The organism is Glutamicibacter sp. NPDC055354 (assembly GCF_053644955.1).
Map to the genome: position 1 here is coordinate 523356 of NZ_JBSHMB010000001.1, position 16026 is coordinate 539381.

Annotated in this window: 13 protein-coding genes; 10 read left to right on the forward strand and 3 right to left on the reverse strand. The window is 64.1% G+C overall.

The features are described from left to right. Window positions 1–2 precede the first annotated feature (2 nt). Window positions 3–836, forward strand: a complete 834-nt coding sequence (locus tag ACWICV_RS02365; protein WP_105657801.1) for a TrmH family RNA methyltransferase — start codon at window positions 3–5, stop codon at window positions 834–836. A 147-nt stretch (window positions 837–983) separates the two neighbouring features. Next, window positions 984–1241 carry a type B 50S ribosomal protein L31 gene (locus tag ACWICV_RS02370; RefSeq protein ID WP_013348950.1) on the forward strand — a complete coding sequence of 86 codons (258 nt, stop codon included), beginning with the start codon at window positions 984–986 and terminating at the stop codon, window positions 1239–1241. Between the two features lie 751 nt (window positions 1242–1992). On the opposite strand, the gene ACWICV_RS02375 is transcribed toward ACWICV_RS02370, so the two are convergent. Continuing rightward, window positions 1993–3591: a DUF222 domain-containing protein gene (locus ACWICV_RS02375; protein ID WP_454090794.1), complete on the reverse strand. Its 1599-nt coding sequence runs from the start codon at window positions 3589–3591 to the stop codon at window positions 1993–1995. Between the two features lie 171 nt (window positions 3592–3762). Between ACWICV_RS02375 and ACWICV_RS02380 the strand changes: the two genes are divergently transcribed. Both ACWICV_RS02380 and ACWICV_RS02385 read left to right on the forward strand, forming a co-directional pair. Next, a complete protein-coding gene (locus ACWICV_RS02380; protein WP_454090793.1) occupies window positions 3763–4818 on the forward strand; it encodes a lipoate--protein ligase family protein in 1056 nt (351 codons plus the stop codon). A gap of 66 nt (window positions 4819–4884) precedes the next feature. After that, window positions 4885–5010, forward strand: coding sequence for a hypothetical protein (locus tag ACWICV_RS02385; RefSeq protein WP_400288992.1), 126 nt, complete (start codon window positions 4885–4887; stop codon window positions 5008–5010). A 30-nt stretch (window positions 5011–5040) separates the two neighbouring features. Here the strand turns inward: ACWICV_RS02385 and pepN are convergent, their stop codons facing one another. Both pepN and ACWICV_RS02395 read right to left on the reverse strand, forming a co-directional pair. After that, the gene (gene pepN / locus ACWICV_RS02390) at window positions 5041–7686 is read right to left on the reverse strand and encodes an aminopeptidase N (protein WP_454090792.1); all 2646 of its coding nucleotides are present in this window, start codon (window positions 7684–7686) and stop codon (window positions 5041–5043) included. A gap of 44 nt (window positions 7687–7730) precedes the next feature. Then, entirely contained in the window at window positions 7731–8489 is a 759-nt protein-coding gene (locus ACWICV_RS02395) for a FadR/GntR family transcriptional regulator (protein ID WP_454090791.1), read from the reverse strand. Between the two features lie 103 nt (window positions 8490–8592). On the opposite strand from ACWICV_RS02395, the gene ACWICV_RS02400 reads away from it, so the two are divergent. The 6 genes from ACWICV_RS02400 (at window position 8593) to ACWICV_RS02425 (ending at window position 16021) form a co-directional block, all read left to right on the forward strand. After that, a complete protein-coding gene (locus ACWICV_RS02400; protein ID WP_402473036.1) occupies window positions 8593–10203 on the forward strand; it encodes an ABC transporter substrate-binding protein in 1611 nt (536 codons plus the stop codon). A gap of 108 nt (window positions 10204–10311) precedes the next feature. Then, window positions 10312–11268: an ABC transporter permease gene (locus ACWICV_RS02405; protein ID WP_332488901.1), complete on the forward strand. Its 957-nt coding sequence runs from the start codon at window positions 10312–10314 to the stop codon at window positions 11266–11268. A gap of 2 nt (window positions 11269–11270) precedes the next feature. Next, a complete protein-coding gene (locus ACWICV_RS02410; RefSeq protein WP_402473038.1) occupies window positions 11271–13292 on the forward strand; it encodes a dipeptide/oligopeptide/nickel ABC transporter permease/ATP-binding protein in 2022 nt (673 codons plus the stop codon). Continuing rightward, entirely contained in the window at window positions 13289–14083 is a 795-nt protein-coding gene (locus tag ACWICV_RS02415) for an ABC transporter ATP-binding protein (RefSeq protein WP_402473040.1), read from the forward strand. The genes ACWICV_RS02410 and ACWICV_RS02415 overlap by 4 nt, the downstream gene beginning before the upstream one ends. A gap of 43 nt (window positions 14084–14126) precedes the next feature. Beyond that, window positions 14127–15074, forward strand: coding sequence for a dihydrodipicolinate synthase family protein (locus tag ACWICV_RS02420; protein ID WP_402473043.1), 948 nt, complete (start codon window positions 14127–14129; stop codon window positions 15072–15074). Between the two features lie 11 nt (window positions 15075–15085). Further along, window positions 15086–16021: an ROK family protein gene (locus ACWICV_RS02425; protein ID WP_454090790.1), complete on the forward strand. Its 936-nt coding sequence runs from the start codon at window positions 15086–15088 to the stop codon at window positions 16019–16021. Window positions 16022–16026: the final 5 nt, after the last annotated feature.

Sequence of the window (16026 nt, forward strand, 5' to 3'; positions counted from 1 at the left end):
TCGTGGCTGAAATTCTCAACCCTGAACGGATCCTGCCGGTCGCGGATCTGGCCGATTCCCGCCTCGACGAGTACCTCCGGCTCTCCGAAGCGAACCTGCGTATGCGCACTGACGTGGAAAACGGGCTCTACATTGCCGAGAGCACCAAAGTGGTGCAGCGTGCGATCAACGCGGGCCACGTGCCGCGCAGCTTCTTGCTCGCCGAAAAGCATTTGGACCAGCTAACCGAGGAGTTCAACCGTTTCCCAGACGCGCCGATTTTCATTGGGGATGATCGGCAGCTCCAGGATCTGGTCGGCTTCCACTTGCACCGCGGCGCCATGGCAGCGATGAATCGTCCCGAACCGCTGGATCTGGACGAAGTGCTTGAAGCCAGTTCGCGCGTCGCCATCTTGGAAGACATCGCCGACCATACTAACCTCGGCGCAATTATCCGTTCGGCTTCAGGGCTTGGCGTTGACGCCGTGCTGCTCACCCCCAAATGCGTGGACCCCTGGTACCGTCGCAGCGCCCGCGTCTCAATGGGGACGGTCTTCGACCTTCCTTGGGTACGCATGCTGTCGTGGCCAGAGGACATCCAGACCTTGAAGAGGCATGGCTACGAGATGCTCGCCATGGAACTGACCGAGGACGCGATCCCGCTAAACGAAGTAGAGATCAAGTCTGGCCAGAAGGTCGCCATGATCTTGGGCAACGAAGGCAGGGGAGTTACCGATGAAGCTCTGGCCGCCGTTGACCGGACCGTGATCATCCCTATGTACCGCGAAGTGGATTCCCTGAATGTTGGTGCCGCTAGCGCAATTGCATTCTGGCATTTGTGCTCCGCGCCACGCTAAGAAGGTTTCTGCCGCCGCCGCTTTTGCGATAGGATGGACTGTCTGTGCATTGAGGTCTCTTCATGGAGCCCTGAATGCGGGACACAATTTCCGAGTAAGTAGCTACTGGCAAAATCCAGTGGCCATAAACAAAAAAGGTGTATAGCTATGAAGGCTGATATCCATCCACAGTACGGCCCAGTTGTCTTCAACGACCTGGCATCCGGCGAGAAGATCCTGACCCGTTCGACCGCTAAGTCGGACAAGACCATCGAATGGGAAGATGGCAACACCTACCCAGTAATCGACGTCGAAATCTCGGCGGCTTCGCACCCGTTCTACACCGGCAAGCAGCGCATCATGGACACCGCTGGTCGTGTCGAGCGCTTCAACGCCCGCTTCAAGGGCTTCGGCGGCAAGAAGTAATACTTCGCCCCTAGCAAGCTTTCGCGGCGTGTTTCCAGTATTTGGAAACACGCCGCTGCTGCTTTAACAGCACACCTGTCCATCAGTGACTGAAAAATGTTTTCACGGAACCGTCTAAGAGGATTCGTTTTTCGCGCCACGATGCGCATCGCGGCATCTTGGCAGTTTCCTGGATGCGCCAGTGACTGAAAAATATTGTCAGCAGCGTCCGCCCCAGCGTCTTCCGGCTCAATAGCCGTCGGGGCGGCAGGAGATGACTGAAAAATGCTCTCACTTAACTGACTAGGAGGATTCCTTTTTCGCGCCGCGATGCGCTAGTGGCATTTTGCTAGTCGTCTCGATGCGCCAGTGACTGAAAAATATTGTCAGCAGCGTTCGCCCCAGCGTCGTTCGGCGCAATAGCCGTCGGGGCAGCCGGGGATGACTGAAAAATGTTTTCACGGAACTGTCGTAGAGGTCCCGTTTTTGGCACAGCGGTGCGCATCGGGCATTTTGGCAGTTGCCTGGAGGCGCCATTGACTGAAAAATATTGTCAGGAGCGTTTGCCCAGAGCTTTTCGGTGCTATAGCCGTCGGGGTTTCCAGTGGCGGCTGAATAAGGATTCGCTGACTCGTCGAAGCAGACGTCTTGGCCGCACTGCTCCGAGCAACTGGCTCCATCGCCGTTGCGTGAATGGTGTTATTGGTGGTGTGGAGGTGCTGGTGACTGAAAAATTCTGTCACCCAAAAACCGGTCAATCGGGATAGCGTCCTCAGCCTGTTTCCTTCTGGCCGTCATCTGGCGGCGATTCAGGACCGGGATCCTCGTCTGGAATGTCGACGCGAGGCTTGAGCCCAAGTACCCTGCGTACTTCTGCCGTGAGTCGAATATGCGGCAAAGGAATGACCTTAGGGCGCTCTGGGCAATGATCATTTACATGATCGAATTGGTCCACACGCTTGACGCTTTCCGGAATAACGAGTGCGCTCAGCCCGTGTGGAGTCACCCACATCTTGGATCCGTCAGGACGCGGAACGACTTTCCAACCCAATGCATGCTTGAACATTTGATGCTGCTTGCACAGCAGATGCGTATTGTCCCTGGTCGTATGCCCTCCGTGAGCCCAGCCATTTATATGGTCAATCTCGGAGCGGTCAGCTGGACGGCGGCAGCCGGGGAAGCAGCAATGCTCATCGCGGTGCCGTAACAGATCCTTGAGGCTCTGCGAGGGCCGGTAGCGCCTTCGCTCGACATCTATCGCGGCGCCAGTCCATGGGTCGGTCAGCACGCGCTGGAACGAAGGCGCATCCTTTGCCAACACCAATGCGACCCCCAGTGGGATGGGGCCGTAGCCTTCCAGGTCAGCCACGGTCCTTGTAGGATCCGCCAGCATTTCCACCGCGGGAATCGTGATGGATACCCGTGGCTTGAGGGGCGTGCCTTCCCGGTCCGGCCAGCCGTTGAGGATGATGTCTGCAAAGGCGTCCGCTTCTATTTGCTCCCGGGTGCGGGGATCCTGCGGATCGTTATGCTGATCAGCTAGCCACTTCACGGAGTTCTTGATGGAGTGAATCACTGCGGCACTGTTGTAGTACTTGAGGGTGGACATGCCATTTTCGTTATCCCATAGCGTGAGCTTGCGATTCTTTTCAGACTTCTTGTGCCTTTGTTCGGCGGCCTCCGGGCACATCCTGTCATGGAACCGGCGTGCGCGTTGGTATATCGCGTCATCAGACGCAGTCTTCGCCATGGGCAACAGCACGCGTTGCATCTGCATGATTTGTTCGGGGAGCAAGTCCTGCGAATACTTCACGATGTCATGCGCTGCCTTGGGCGTGATCTCTCCTGCAGCCAGAGCCGTGAGGGTTTCCTTGCAGGCGTAGCGAAGACCCTTGGCATAGAACATCCGCTTGCCTACTATGCGAGGGGTCTCACGCAGCGCGACAGCCGCTTCTGCGATGAAGTTGGAGTTGATGACCTGGTCACTGCCGCGGTCAACGCCATAGTATTGAGCACTTTTCCGAGCCTCGCGTTCCTCCTCCTCGGTAGTGGTCCCCGCGGTGGCGATCATATCGGCAAATGATTCACTGACTTGTTCTACTGAATCGGCCAGCAGCACAGATGTCATTGCATCGAGGGTGCTCTGGATGCGCTGGATTTTCTTCAGCCGTTCGAGGGCGTCGTCGGGGCCATTGAGCGGGCCCGCGTCGTAGAGCTCATCTGCCAATTGCTTCAGCGGACCATGGAACAGGTGATGTTCGAGATGGTCGCTGAATAACGAATCCTTGTGGGATTCTGTGCGAGTGCCAGCTGGGGGCAACGGTAGACGATGTTCATCATCGTCGTCATGGATGAAATCGGGTATAGCCATAGTTAATTATCCTGCCGGCAACAGACAGTTTGGCCCGGAAATCCGCGGAATGTGGAAGTATTCTCGAATATTTATTCGATTGTTATCCGGCGTCGAATGTTGCCACTGCGAACCACCGAATCCGGGGGCGCGTGGATTCGACTAGTGGGCAGCCGGGGATAGAATGAAACCATGAAGCATCATGGTGAATACAAGGTAGTCGGTGGCAAATTAGTCGTTGTAGATCTGGATACTTCCGATGGCGTGATCACCGAAGTGTCATTGAATGGCGACTTCTTCCTGGAACCAGATGATGCACTCGATGACTTGAATGATGCGCTACGCGGTTTGCCAGCGGACGCCAGCCACAGCACCATACGCAATGCGGTAACCAAAAATCTGCGTGAAGGCGCAGTGATGTTCGGTTTTGACGAAGACGCCATCGCGCGCGTCGTCCGCCGCGCGCTGGGACACGCCACCAAGTGGGAAGACCACGAGTGGGAAGTCCTGGGCCCGGAGATCATTCCAATCACCGAGCAAGTGGCGCTGGATGAGATGCTGACCCGGCAAATCGCCAAGGGGACCCGCAAGCCGACCATCCGCTTCTGGGACTGGAGCGAAGGCGCCGTCGTGATCGGCTCCTTCCAGTCGCTGAAGAACGAAGTGGACATGGAGCAAGCCGAAAAGCACGGCATCCAGGTGGTTCGCCGCATTTCCGGAGGCGGCGCGATGTTCATGGAAGCTGGCAACTGCATTACCTACTCGCTCTACGCTCCTGAATCCCTGGTGGACGGCATGAGCTTTGCCGATTCCTACCCGTACCTGGACGCCTGGGTGATGGAAGCGCTGGAAAGCATCGGCCTGGAAGCGTACTACAAGCCGCTGAACGACATCGCGACCCCTGCCGGCAAGATCGGCGGCGCAGCTCAAAAGCGCCTGGCCAACGGTGCGATGCTGCACCACGTCACGATGAGCTACGACATCGACGCGGAGAAGATGACCCAGGTGCTGCGCATTGGCCGGGAGAAGATCTCCGACAAGGGCATCACCTCAGCGGTCAAGCGTGTGGATCCGCTGAAGTCGCAGACAAAGCTGGATCGCATGGAGATCATCAACGTCATGATGGACACCTTCGCCAAGCGCACCGGGGCCAAGCCGGCGCAGCTGGATGCCGAATCCCGTCTGGAGGCGAAGGAATTGGCCGAGGCCAAATTCGCTACCGCGCAGTGGACCGCGCGGGTTCCGTAGCGAGCCAAGATCCAAGGGCCTGTTCTCGATCAAGTTCGAGGCCAGGCCCTTGTTTCGCTTGAGGCCATGGTTGCTGTGGCCCTGCCATCTCCGCTGGGCCGGCCGGGTTCGGCCGCAGGGCAGACCCGCACTGGAACCGGTTGCGCCACCGGCAACGGCCTGCGGCTCTTGGCCGGCCCGCTGCGTGGATAAGCAGCGGGCCGGCCTTCGGAGGGCCAGCGCCTAGCGGCTGGTGCGGCTGTAGGCCTGGGCCTTCAGCGAGCGTTCCAGTTCTGCGCGTTCCTCAAGCAGGATGCGCTTGAGGGCGGCCGGTGCGCTCTCATGGCGTTCCAGCCATGCGGTAGCGGTGGCCAGTGCATGGTTCTGCTCGATGGCGCCCTGGAGATCCTGGTGCCCTGGATACAGCCCCTCGATCACGCGCGTGGCGAATTCCATGCCCATGGTCTCGAAGACCGGCAGGATCGCGGCCCAGTAGCGTTCCTCGAACGGTGCCAGCAGGGCGGAGGAACCCATGGTGAAGCCCAGCGCGGTGGCCGAGAGGGCATCGTTGGACAGCTCCCCGTGTTCATCGCGCGCCATCAGCACGGTGTCGAAAGCGGTGTCCTTGGCCTGCGGATCCGGGCGCGCCGCCAGCGCGGTGCGAACCGAATTCTGCGCCACGCTGGTGGGGTTGGCCTTGGCCGCTTCGTGCATGGATGCCTCGGCGGCCTCGTCGAGCCGGCCGGAAGCGGCCAGCGCGATGTAGGAACCCCACAGCAGCTGCTCATCGACGGTGACCTGGTAGGCATTGGGCTGCTCGCCCAGGAAGGCGTCGAGCGCCTCCGGAGCCACGCCGGCACGGGCCAGGCGAACCAGGGTGCGCGCGGTGGTGGTCTGCTGGTCTCCGCCGGCCTCGAACCGGGTGAGCCACCCGGTGAGGGTTGCGGCGGCCTTCTGGCGCAGCTCCGCGCGCAGCTCGGGGGCAACGTACTTGGAAATCGAGGTGGCCAACTGGTCGGTAAGCACCCCGAAGACGCCCGCGTCGGTGACGGCGTGCGCGTGATCGAGGATCGCCTGCACGTAGCTTTGCGCATCCAAGGTGGCCGAACGCACCGCATCCCACAGCGACGCCCAGCAGGTGGCGCGGGGCAGCGAGTCGCCCAGGCCCGAGAGGTGGCCGAGCAAGGTGGCACGCGAAACCGGGTCGAATTCGATCAGCGCATAGGTCTCATCGCCGTCGTTGGGCAGCAGCAGATCCGGGATCCGGCGTCCGACCAGGAAGTCCAGGGCCGCCGATTCGCCGGAGAGCTCCACGTCCACCGAGTCGGTGCGCACCAGCTGGCTCCCGTCCAGCTGGTAGGCGCCGACCGAAAGCACATGCGGGCGGGCGATCTTCTGCCCGGTGACCGGATCGGTGCCCGACTGGATCAGCGATGCCGCGGTGATGGTGCCGCCGGCATCGGTGGTGTACTCGACGTGCAGCTTCGGCACGCCGCTGGTCTTCAGCCAGGCATCCGCCCACTGGCCCATATCGCGGCCGCTGGCCGCTTCGAGCGCTTCGAGGAAGTCATCCAGCGAGGTATTGCCGTAGGCGTGCTTGCGGAAGTAGGCGCGGGCGGCGTCGCGGAAGGCCTCGGCGCCGACAAAGGCGGCCAGCTGCTTGAGCACGCTGGCGCCCTTGGCATAGGTGATGCCATCGAAATTCTGGTCCGCGGCCAGCAGGTCCGGGATGTCGGCCACGATGGGGTGGGTGGTGGGCATCTGGTCGGCCACGTAGGCCCAGGCCTTGCGGCGCGCCGCGAAGGTGGTCCACGCGGTGGTGAAATCGGTGGCTTCGTCGTTGGCCAGGGTGCCGATGTAGTCGGCGAAGGATTCCTTGAGCCACAGGTCATCCCACCACTTCATGGTGACCAGGTCGCCGAACCACATGTGCGCCATTTCGTGCATCAGGGTGTTGCCGCGCTGCTCGTACTGGCCTTCGGTGGCGTGCGAGGTGAAGACGTAGCGTTCGGTGAAGGTGACCAGGCCCGGGTTTTCCATGGCGCCGAGGTTGTACTCCGGCACGAACGCCGAGTCGTACTTGCCCCACGGGTAGGGGTAGTCGAACAGCTGGTGGTAGTAGTCCAGGCCCTGGCTGGTCAGCTTGATGATCTCGTCGCCGTCGAAGTGCTCGGCCAGCGAGGCGCGGCAGGTGGCGGCCATCTCGATGCTCAGCTCTTCGCCGTCCTCCAGCCGCTGGAGGTGCTCGCCGCGCACCACGTGGTACGGTCCGGCCAGCACCGCGGTGATGTAGCTGGAGATCGGGGGAGTCGGGGCGCAGGCCACGGTCTTGGTGCCGTCATCGTGCAGTACCTCATCGACGATCGGCTGGTTGCTGGCCAGATGCCAGGCTGCCGGGCCGGTGAGGGTGAAGCGGTAGCTGGTCTTCAGGTCGGGCTGCTCGAAGCAGGCGAAGACCCGGCGCGCCTCGGAAGGCTCGAACTGGGTGTAGAGGTAGGTTTGGCCATCCTGCGGATCCACGAAGCGGTGCAGGCCCTCGCCGGAGCGCGAGTAGATCGCCCGCCCGGTGATCTTCACGGTGTTCGGCACGTCGGTGCGCAGCTGATCGAGGTAGATGCGTGCATCGAGCACTGCGGATTCCAGGTCGATCGCGGTGCCGTTGACCAGTACCTCGTCCACGGATTCGTGGATGAAGTCGATGAAGGCTGCCGGATCCTTGGAGCTGAAGTTCAGCGTGGTGATCGAGCTGAAGCTGGTGGCTGTGCGATCGGTGGCATTGGAAAGATCGAGCTGGACCTCGGCGAAGTGCCATTCGATATTCCGTGCGCGCCAGGCCGCTTCGTCGCGCCTGAGGTTTTCATTGGGTGCATAGCGTTGAAGTGTGTCCACCACCCCAGCTTAGCTGTGAAAGGAATGCTTTAGGGTTCTTTTTGCTAAACTTCCCGGCTCGCCAGCAGGGCGCGAATGCCGTGGAAGTGCTCGGAGATCAGCTGCCGGGCGGTTTCCACGTCCTTGGCGCGTACCGCGTCGAGGATATCGCGGTGGTCCTGGGCGGTCTTGGCCGGCTGGGTGATTTCCAGATCGGAGTCGATCGCATCGTAGATGGTGCGGTAGACATCCCAGAACACTCCGAGCAGGTTGGTCAGCAGCTGGTTGCCCAGCGGCTCGAAGAGGATGCGGTGGAAGGCCTTGTCCTGCTCGACGAAGGTCTCCTCGCGCGCCGCGTGCTGCTCCATCTGGCTTACGCACTGCTCCAAGGCCTCCAGGTGCTCGTCGGTGACCGCGCGGATGGCCAGGCCGATCAGGCCGGTTTCCAGTGCCTGGCGGACATCGACCAGCTCACTGGCCTCATGGCCATGGTGGCGCAGCGACATCTGCCCGCGGAAGGCCAGGGAGTCATGCAGGGCGTTGAGGTTTTCCTGGGCCACGAACATGCCGAAACCGTGGCGGGTGTCGATGATGCCCAGGGCCTGGAGCACCTTGATCGCCTCGCGCAGGGAGTTGCGCCCCACACCCAGCTCGGCCATGAGTTCCTGCTCGGTGGGCAGCGGGTCCCCGGGCAGCAATCCGCGTTTCAGGATCAGCGTGGTGATGTCATTGGTCAGCGCGCGCAGGCGGGCACGGGCATCTGATCGGCGGGCTGGCATCGTGCTCAACGGATCCTGCTTTCCTCGGCGGGCGGAGAAGTTCATGTGACGCAGTTGACCATGCGGCGTGACGTCCACTACAGTCTAGACCATAGATCGGACATCCTACGTCCTACAACACTCACTCATTTTCCTGGAGGTGGCAAGAATGGCTTTGAACGAAGTAGCCAACAAGCCCTTTGCACGACGAGATTTCCTGAAGATCACCGGCATGGTTGGCGCTGCTGCGGCATTCTCGGCCAGTCTGGCCGCCTGCTCCCCAGGAGCCAGCGGCGGCGCGGGCAGCACCGCAGCTGCCGGCACGGGCACCATCGAGGCAGGCATTTCCTACGCCCTGTCCACAGGTTTCGACCCGATGACCTCCTCCGGCGCGACGCCGTTCGCCGCCAACATGCACATCTTCGAAGGCCTGGTGGACCTGCACCCGGCCACCCGTGAACCGTACCTGGCGCTGGCAGCGGCGGAGCCGAAGCAGATTGACGACACCAGCTGGGAAATCACCCTGCGCGACGGGGCCACCTTCCACAACGGGGAAGCGGTCACCATCCAGGACGTCGTCTACTCCTTCGAGCGGGTGCTGGACACCGGCAACGCCTCGCTGTTCGCCCAGTTCATCCCCTTCATCAAGTCGGTGAAGGCCAAGGACGAGAAGACCGTCGCGTTCACGCTGAACTACGCCTTCCCGCTGTTCCCGACCCGCATCTCGGTGGTCAAGATCGTGCCGAAGGCCGTGGCTTCCAAGGACCAGGCCGGCTTCGACGCCGCGCCGATCGGCACCGGCCCGTACAAGCTGGTCTCGGCCACCAAGGATGACAAGATCGTCTTCGAGAAGTTCGAGGGCTACAACGGCAAGTACCCGGCGACCGCCAGCGGCATGACCTGGTTCCTGCTCTCCGATGCGGCGGCCCGCGTGACCGCCATGGAATCGGGCCGCGTGCAGGCCATCGAGGACGTTCCGTACCTGGATATGGACCGCCTGGCTTCGAAGGCCACGGTGAAGAGCGCCGATTCCTTCGGCCTGCTGTTCCTGATGTTCAACTGCGCCAAGAAGCCATTCGACAACGCGCTGGTCCGCCAGGCACTGCACTACGGCCTGGACACCGAGTCGATCATCAGCACCGCGCTGCTGGGCAACGCCAAGGCGGCCAGCTCCTATGTGCAAGAAAGCCACCCGCAGTACATCAAGGCGGATACGGTCTACGGCTACGACGCGGCGAAGGCCGCGGCGCTGCTGGCCGAAGCCGGCGTGGACAAGCTGGAATTCGAGCTGCTGACCACCGACACCTCGTGGGTCAAGGACATCGCCCCGCTGATCCTCGAATCCTGGAACAAGATCCCGGGCGTGAAGGTCACCATGAAGAACCTGCAGTCCGGCGCGCTGTACACCGACAACGTGGACAGCGGCACCTTCTCGGTGGTGGCCGCCCCGGGCGACCCATCGGTCTTCGGCAACGACCTGGACCTGCTGATGAGCTGGTTCTACCGCGGCGATGTCTGGCCGAAGAACCGCTTCCGCTGGAACGATACGGCCGAATACAAGGAGCTGCAGAAGCAGCTGGACGCGGCCATCCAGACCGATGATTCGAACAAGGCCATGGCGGCGTGGGGCAAGGCGATCAACATCGTCGCCGAACAGGCCCCGCTCTACCCGGTGCTGCACCGCCAGCTGCCATCGGCCTGGGACGAAAACGCGCTGGAAGGCTTCGCGCCGCTGCCAACCACCGGCATCTCCTTTGTCGGCGTGAACCGCAAGGCCTAGCTGGCCCCGGCCCCGCGCAGCAGGCCGGGAGGCACGGCACCCACGCCGTGCCGCCCGGCCCGCACAGCGCAATGACCTGCACACTTCGATACTCGACGGAGCTACTCCATGGGGAATTTCCTCAACCTGCTCTTACGCCGCCTGGCCGCGCTGCCGGTGATGGTCCTTGGCATCTCCGCCATGGTCTTCATCATCATGAAGCTGGCCCCGGGCGATGAAGCCACCTCCGCGCTGGGCGAGGGCGCCTCCGAGGCCGCCAAAGAGGCCTACCGCGAGGAACGCGGCCTGAACGACGCGCTGGTGGTCCAGTACATCAGCTTCATCGGCCGGCTCATCCGCCTGGACTTCGGCCTGACCACCCCGCCAGCCCAATCGGTCTCCCAGATGATCGCCGGCGCATTCCCGCTGACCTTGCAGCTGACCTTCCTGGGCGTAGTCATCGCCGTGGTCATCTCGCTGGCCTTCGGCCTGCTCGGTGCGCTGTACCGCGATGGCTGGCCGGACCAGCTGGTCCGCATCTTCTCCATCGCGGCGATCGCCACCCCGTCCTTCTGGCTGGGCATCCTGCTCATCCAGTGGTTCGCCCTGGGTTCAAGCCCGCTGTTCCCCTCCGGAGGAGCTGCCCCCGAAGGATCGGGCCCAGGCACCTGGCTGCTGCATATGGCGCTGCCGGCCCTGGCCCTGGCCATCCCGGTCTCCGCCTCGCTCACCCGCGTGGTGCGCACCTCGATGGTCGAGGAACTGGACCGCGACTACGTGCGCACCGCCATCGGCAACGGCGTGCCGCGCGGCGAAGTGATCTCCAAGAACGTGCTGCGCAACGCCCTGGTCACCCCGGTGACCGTGCTCGGGCTGCGCATCGGCTACCTGCTGGGCGGTGCGGTGGTCATCGAGATGATCTTCTCCCTGCCCGGCATGGGACAGCTGATCATGAACGGCATTACCAACAAGGACACCAACCTGGTCCAGGGCGTCACGCTGACCATCGCGATCACCTTCGTGCTCGTGAACATCATCGTCGACTTGCTCTACCTGCTGATCAACCCACGAATTAGGACGGTGTAGGGATGAGCATCATGGCCCCACGCAACAACCTCGTGAACCGCCTTTCCGATTCCGGCGCCCGCTTCAAGGCGCTGCCGGCAGGCTCCAAAATCGCCTTGGCCTTCCTGCTGGCCATTGCCGCGGTGGCCCTCTTCGCCCCGCTGATCGCCCCGCACGACCCGCTGGCCACCGGAATCCCGGCGCAGAAGCCGAGCGCCGAGCACTTCTTCGGCACCGACCGGCTGGGCCGCGACATCTACTCGCGCCTGCTCTTCGGCGCCCAAGCCTCGCTGCTGGTCGGCCTGGGGTCGGTGGCGCTGGCACTGGTCATGGGCGGGCTGCTCGGTGCGTTGGCCGCCACCAGCGCCAAATGGGCCAATGAGACGATCATGCGCATCATGGACATGGTGATGGCCTTCCCGGGCATCGCCCTGGCCGCCGCGCTGCTGGCTTCGCTGGGCAACACCTTGCCGGTGATCATCTTGTCCATCGCGATCATCTACACCCCGCAGATCGCCCGGGTGGTCCGTGCCAACGTGCTGGCCCAATGGGGCGAGGACTATGTGCGCGCCGAACGCGTGATCGGCGCCGGGCGCTTCTACATCCTGGGCACCCACGTGCTGCGCAACTGCGCGGCCCCGGTGATGGTCTTCGCCACCGTGATGGTGGCCGACGCGATCATCCTCGAAGCATCCCTGTCCTTCCTCGGTGCAGGCATCCAGGACCCGGCCCCGAGCTGGGGCAACGTGATCTCCTACGGCCGCACCCTGGTGCTCAACGGCGCGTGGTGGGCGACCACCTTCGCCGGCCTGGTGATCCTGCTGACCGTGCTGGCGCTGAACATGCTGGCCGAAGGCATGACCGATGCGCTGGTGAACACCAAGGGCTCGGCCAGGAAGCAGGCGAAGAAGAACGGCGAACCTGCGCTGGCCAAGGCCAAGGCGGCCGCGGACCCGCAGGCCGCCGAGCGGCTGCGCGGGGAACTGGACCTGCTGGCAGCGGCCGAGGCCCAGCGCACCGACCGCCTGGTGCTCGATACCTCCCAGGGCGCGCCGCGCACCATCCTGGAGGTCAAGAACCTGTCCATCCGCTTCCCGGAGCGCTACGGGGACACCCCGATCGTGCAGGATGTCTCCTTCGCGGTGCGCGAGGGCGAAACCATGGCGCTGGTGGGCGAATCCGGCTGCGGCAAGTCCATCACCTCGCTGGCCATCATGGGCCTGCTGCCCGGCAGCGCCAAGCTCTCCGGCTCCATCACCTTCGAGGGCCGGGAGCTGCTGCCGGCCACCTCCGATGGCGGCACCCGGGCCGGGGACGACAAGGTCTACAAGGGCCTGCGCGGCGAGCAGATCGCGATGGTCTACCAGGACGCGCTGTCCAGCCTGAACCCCTCGATGCTCATCGGCGACCAGTTGCGCCAGCTCACCCGCCGCGGCGGACGCAAGACCCCCGAGGAATTGCTCGCCCTGGTCAAGCTGGATGCCAAGCGCACCCTGCGCTCCTACCCGCATGAGCTCTCCGGCGGCCAGCGCCAGCGCGTGCTGATCGCCATGGCCCTCTCGCGCAGCCCCAAGCTGGTGGTCTGCGACGAGCCGACCACCGCGCTGGATGTCACCGTGCAGAAGCAGGTGGTCGACCTGCTCAACGAGCTGCGCGAGCAGCTGGGCTTCGCGATGGTCTTCGTCTCCCACGACCTGGCACTGGTGGCCTCGCTGGCCCACCGGGTCACCGTGATGTACGCCGGCCAGGTGGTGGAGTCCGGTCCGATCAGCGAGGTGCTCTCTGACCCGCATCACGAATACACCCAGGGCCTGCTCGGCGCGGTGCTCTCCATCGAGTCGAAGGCGCAACGCCTGCACCAGATCCCGGGCACCGTCCCCAGCCCGTACGATTTCGCCGCCGGCGACCGCTTCGCCGAGCGTTCGCAGCGTGCCGGCGCCGACCCGGACCAGCACCTGTCCTTCGTCCCGGTGGACGCCGGCAGCGAGCACCGCTGGGCCAGCCACCAGGGCAATGGCAGCCACCTTCAAGGAGCCAGCAAATGAGCAACGCGATCATCGAGCTGCAGGATATCCACGTGCACCACAAGATCCGCGGCGGCAAGCTGTTCTCCCCGCGCCTGATCAAGGCCGTCAACGGGGTGGACTTCGCGGTGCGCCGCGGGAAGACCGTGGGCATCGTGGGCGAATCCGGTTGCGGCAAGTCCACCCTGGCCTCGGTGCTGGTGGGACTGCAGGAACCCACCAGCGGGCAGGTGCTGTTCAACGGCAAGCCGGTGGGCAAGCGCAACGCCGCAGGCCGCAAGGAGTTCGGGCGCAGCGTGGGCGTGGTCTTCCAGGACCCGGCCACCGCGCTGAATCCGCGCATGTCGATCATGGACACGCTCACCGACCCGCTGCGCGTGCATGGCATCGGCAGCGATGCTTCGCGCAAGGCCAAGGCGCTGGAACTGCTTGAGGTGGTGGGCCTGCCGGCTTCGGCGGCCTCGGCCCTGCCCAGCCAGGTCTCCGGCGGCCAGCGCCAGCGCGTGGCCATCGCCAGGGCGCTGGCCCTGGAACCTGCGGTGATCGTGGCCGATGAGCCCACCAGCGCGCTGGATGTCTCGGTGCGGGCGCAGGTGCTGAACCTGCTCACCGACCTGAAATCAGAGCTGAACCTGGGCATGGTGTTCATCTCCCACGATATCCAGACCGTGCGCTATGTTTCGGACACCATCTGCGTGATGAACTCCGGGCAAATCGTCGAGCGAGGCGATGCCGCACAGGTATTCGACGCGCCCACCAATGACTACACCCGCACCCTGTTGGGTGCTGCCCCGGCACTGCTGGAGCACTAACCAATCGCCGCAATTGCGGCACCTAGAGAAAGACCGAATCCCCGTGGCTTACACGAACAACCCGAAGTACTCCGGCGTCATCCCGCCGGTCATCACCCCGCGCACCGCCGATGGCGCCATTGACGCCGCCGGCCTGGATGCCGTGGTGGAACACCTGATCGACGGGGGAGTGGCCGGCCTGTTCGTGCTCGGTTCCTCCGGCGAGGTGCCCTACCTGGCCAATGCCGAACGCGACGCGGTACTCACCCGGATCGTGGCCGCCAACGCTGGCCGCGTGCCGGTGCTGGTCGGTGCCAGCGAGCAGACCACCGCCCGCGTCATCGACGAGGGCCAGCGCCTGATCGCCCTGGGCGCCGACGCGCTGGTGGTCACCACCCCGTTCTATGCCATCTCCAACGGCCCGGAGATCGAAGCGCACTTCACCGCCATCCACGACACCCTGCAGGTCGACATCTTCGCCTACGACGTGCCGGTGCGCACCCACCACAAGCTGCCGCTGGATGTGGCCATCCGGCTGGCGCAGTCCGGCGCCATCGTGGGCGTGAAGGACTCCTCGGGCGACGACGTGTCCTTCCGCCAGCTGCTGCTGGCCACCAAGGACATCGAGGGCTTCTCGGTGTTCACCGGCCATGAGGTCGTCGTCGACGGGGCACTGCTGGGCGGAGCCCACGGCGTGGTCCCGGGCCTGGGCAACGTGGACCCAGCCGGCTACCGCCGCCTGTTCGAGAAGGCAGTGGCCGGCGACTGGGCCGGCGCCGCGGCCGAGCAGGACCGCCTGGCCCGCGTCTTCGACATCGTCTACACCCCCGATGCTTCCCGGGTGTCGCCAGGGGCTGCGGGCCTGGGCGCCTTCAAGACCGCCCTGGTGGAACTGGGCATCATCTCCAATAACGCCATGAGCGCCCCGATGGCGTCGCTGGATGCCTCCGAGGCCGCCTCGATCCGCGGGATCCTGGCCGAAACCGGCCTGCTGCCGGTGGCCGCCAAGTAGGCTCTGGCCCAGTGCAAGAACAACTAGCAGGCGCCGGCGAGGTGCTCGCCCTGGATCTGGGCGGCACCAAGATCGCCGGCGCCGTAGTGCGTCGCGATGGCACCATCACCGCGCGCAGCCAAGCACCCACACCGGCCCGCGAAGGCTCCGCCGCGATCATCGCGGCCATGGCCGGCGTGGTGCAGCAGCTGCGCGGTGCATGCTCGGCGCAGCCGGCCGGGTTGGGTATCGGCGCCGCCGGGGTCATCGACCCGGAAACCGCGAAGGTGGTATCGGCCACCGATACCCTGGCGGGCTGGGCCGGCACCGACATGGCAGCCGAACTGGGACGGCTCACCGGTTTAGCGGTGCGCGCGGTCAATGACGTGCACGCCCACGGTTTGGGCGAGGCCCGCTTCGGCGCAGGCCGGGGAACCGGCCAGATGATGCTGTTGGCCATCGGCACCGGAATCGGCGGAGCCTACCTGCACGGCGGCCAGCTGGTCACCGGCTTCCACCACGTGGCCGGGCATATGGGGCACATCGATTCGGCCTACGCCACCGGGCTGGAATGCTCCTGCGGAAGCACCGGGCATGTGGAGGCGATCGCCGCCGGGCCCGCGATCCACCGGCACTACCAGCGCTTGGCCGGCAACCCGCAAGTGCGCGACACCCAGGCGGTGACCGCGCTGGCCGAAGCCGGCGACGCATTGGCCTATCGGGCATTGCATACCGGAGGCCTGGCCGCAGGCGCCGCCGCCGGATCGCTGGCCAACGTGCTGGACCCGCAGAAAATCGTCATTGCCGGCGGGATGGCCGGGGCGGGGAAGATCTGGTGGGAGGGTCTGCGCGAGGGCTTCGCCGCCAGCGCCATCGACCTGGTGCGGGGCACCGCGCTGGAACCTGCCCGTTTGGGAACCGATGCCGCCCTGATCGGGGCGGCCAGCCTATTCTGGCCACAAGACTAAGAGGA

Bases quoted from the DNA above. Each gene is read 5' to 3' on its own strand.
- ACWICV_RS02370 (WP_013348950.1), top strand. From the start codon at position 984: ATGAAGGCTGATATCCATCCACAGTACGGCCCAGTTGTCTTCAACGAC.
- ACWICV_RS02375 (WP_454090794.1), bottom strand. From the start codon at position 3,591: ATGGCTATACCCGATTTCATCCATGACGACGATGATGAACATCGTCTA.
- ACWICV_RS02380 (WP_454090793.1), top strand. From the start codon at position 3,763: ATGAAGCATCATGGTGAATACAAGGTAGTCGGTGGCAAATTAGTCGTT.
- ACWICV_RS02385 (WP_400288992.1), top strand. From the start codon at position 4,885: ATGGTTGCTGTGGCCCTGCCATCTCCGCTGGGCCGGCCGGGTTCGGCC.
- ACWICV_RS02395 (WP_454090791.1), bottom strand. From the start codon at position 8,489: ATGAACTTCTCCGCCCGCCGAGGAAAGCAGGATCCGTTGAGCACGATG.
- ACWICV_RS02400 (WP_402473036.1), top strand. From the start codon at position 8,593: ATGGCTTTGAACGAAGTAGCCAACAAGCCCTTTGCACGACGAGATTTC.
- ACWICV_RS02405 (WP_332488901.1), top strand. From the start codon at position 10,312: ATGGGGAATTTCCTCAACCTGCTCTTACGCCGCCTGGCCGCGCTGCCG.
- ACWICV_RS02410 (WP_402473038.1), top strand. From the start codon at position 11,271: ATGAGCATCATGGCCCCACGCAACAACCTCGTGAACCGCCTTTCCGAT.
- ACWICV_RS02415 (WP_402473040.1), top strand. From the start codon at position 13,289: ATGAGCAACGCGATCATCGAGCTGCAGGATATCCACGTGCACCACAAG.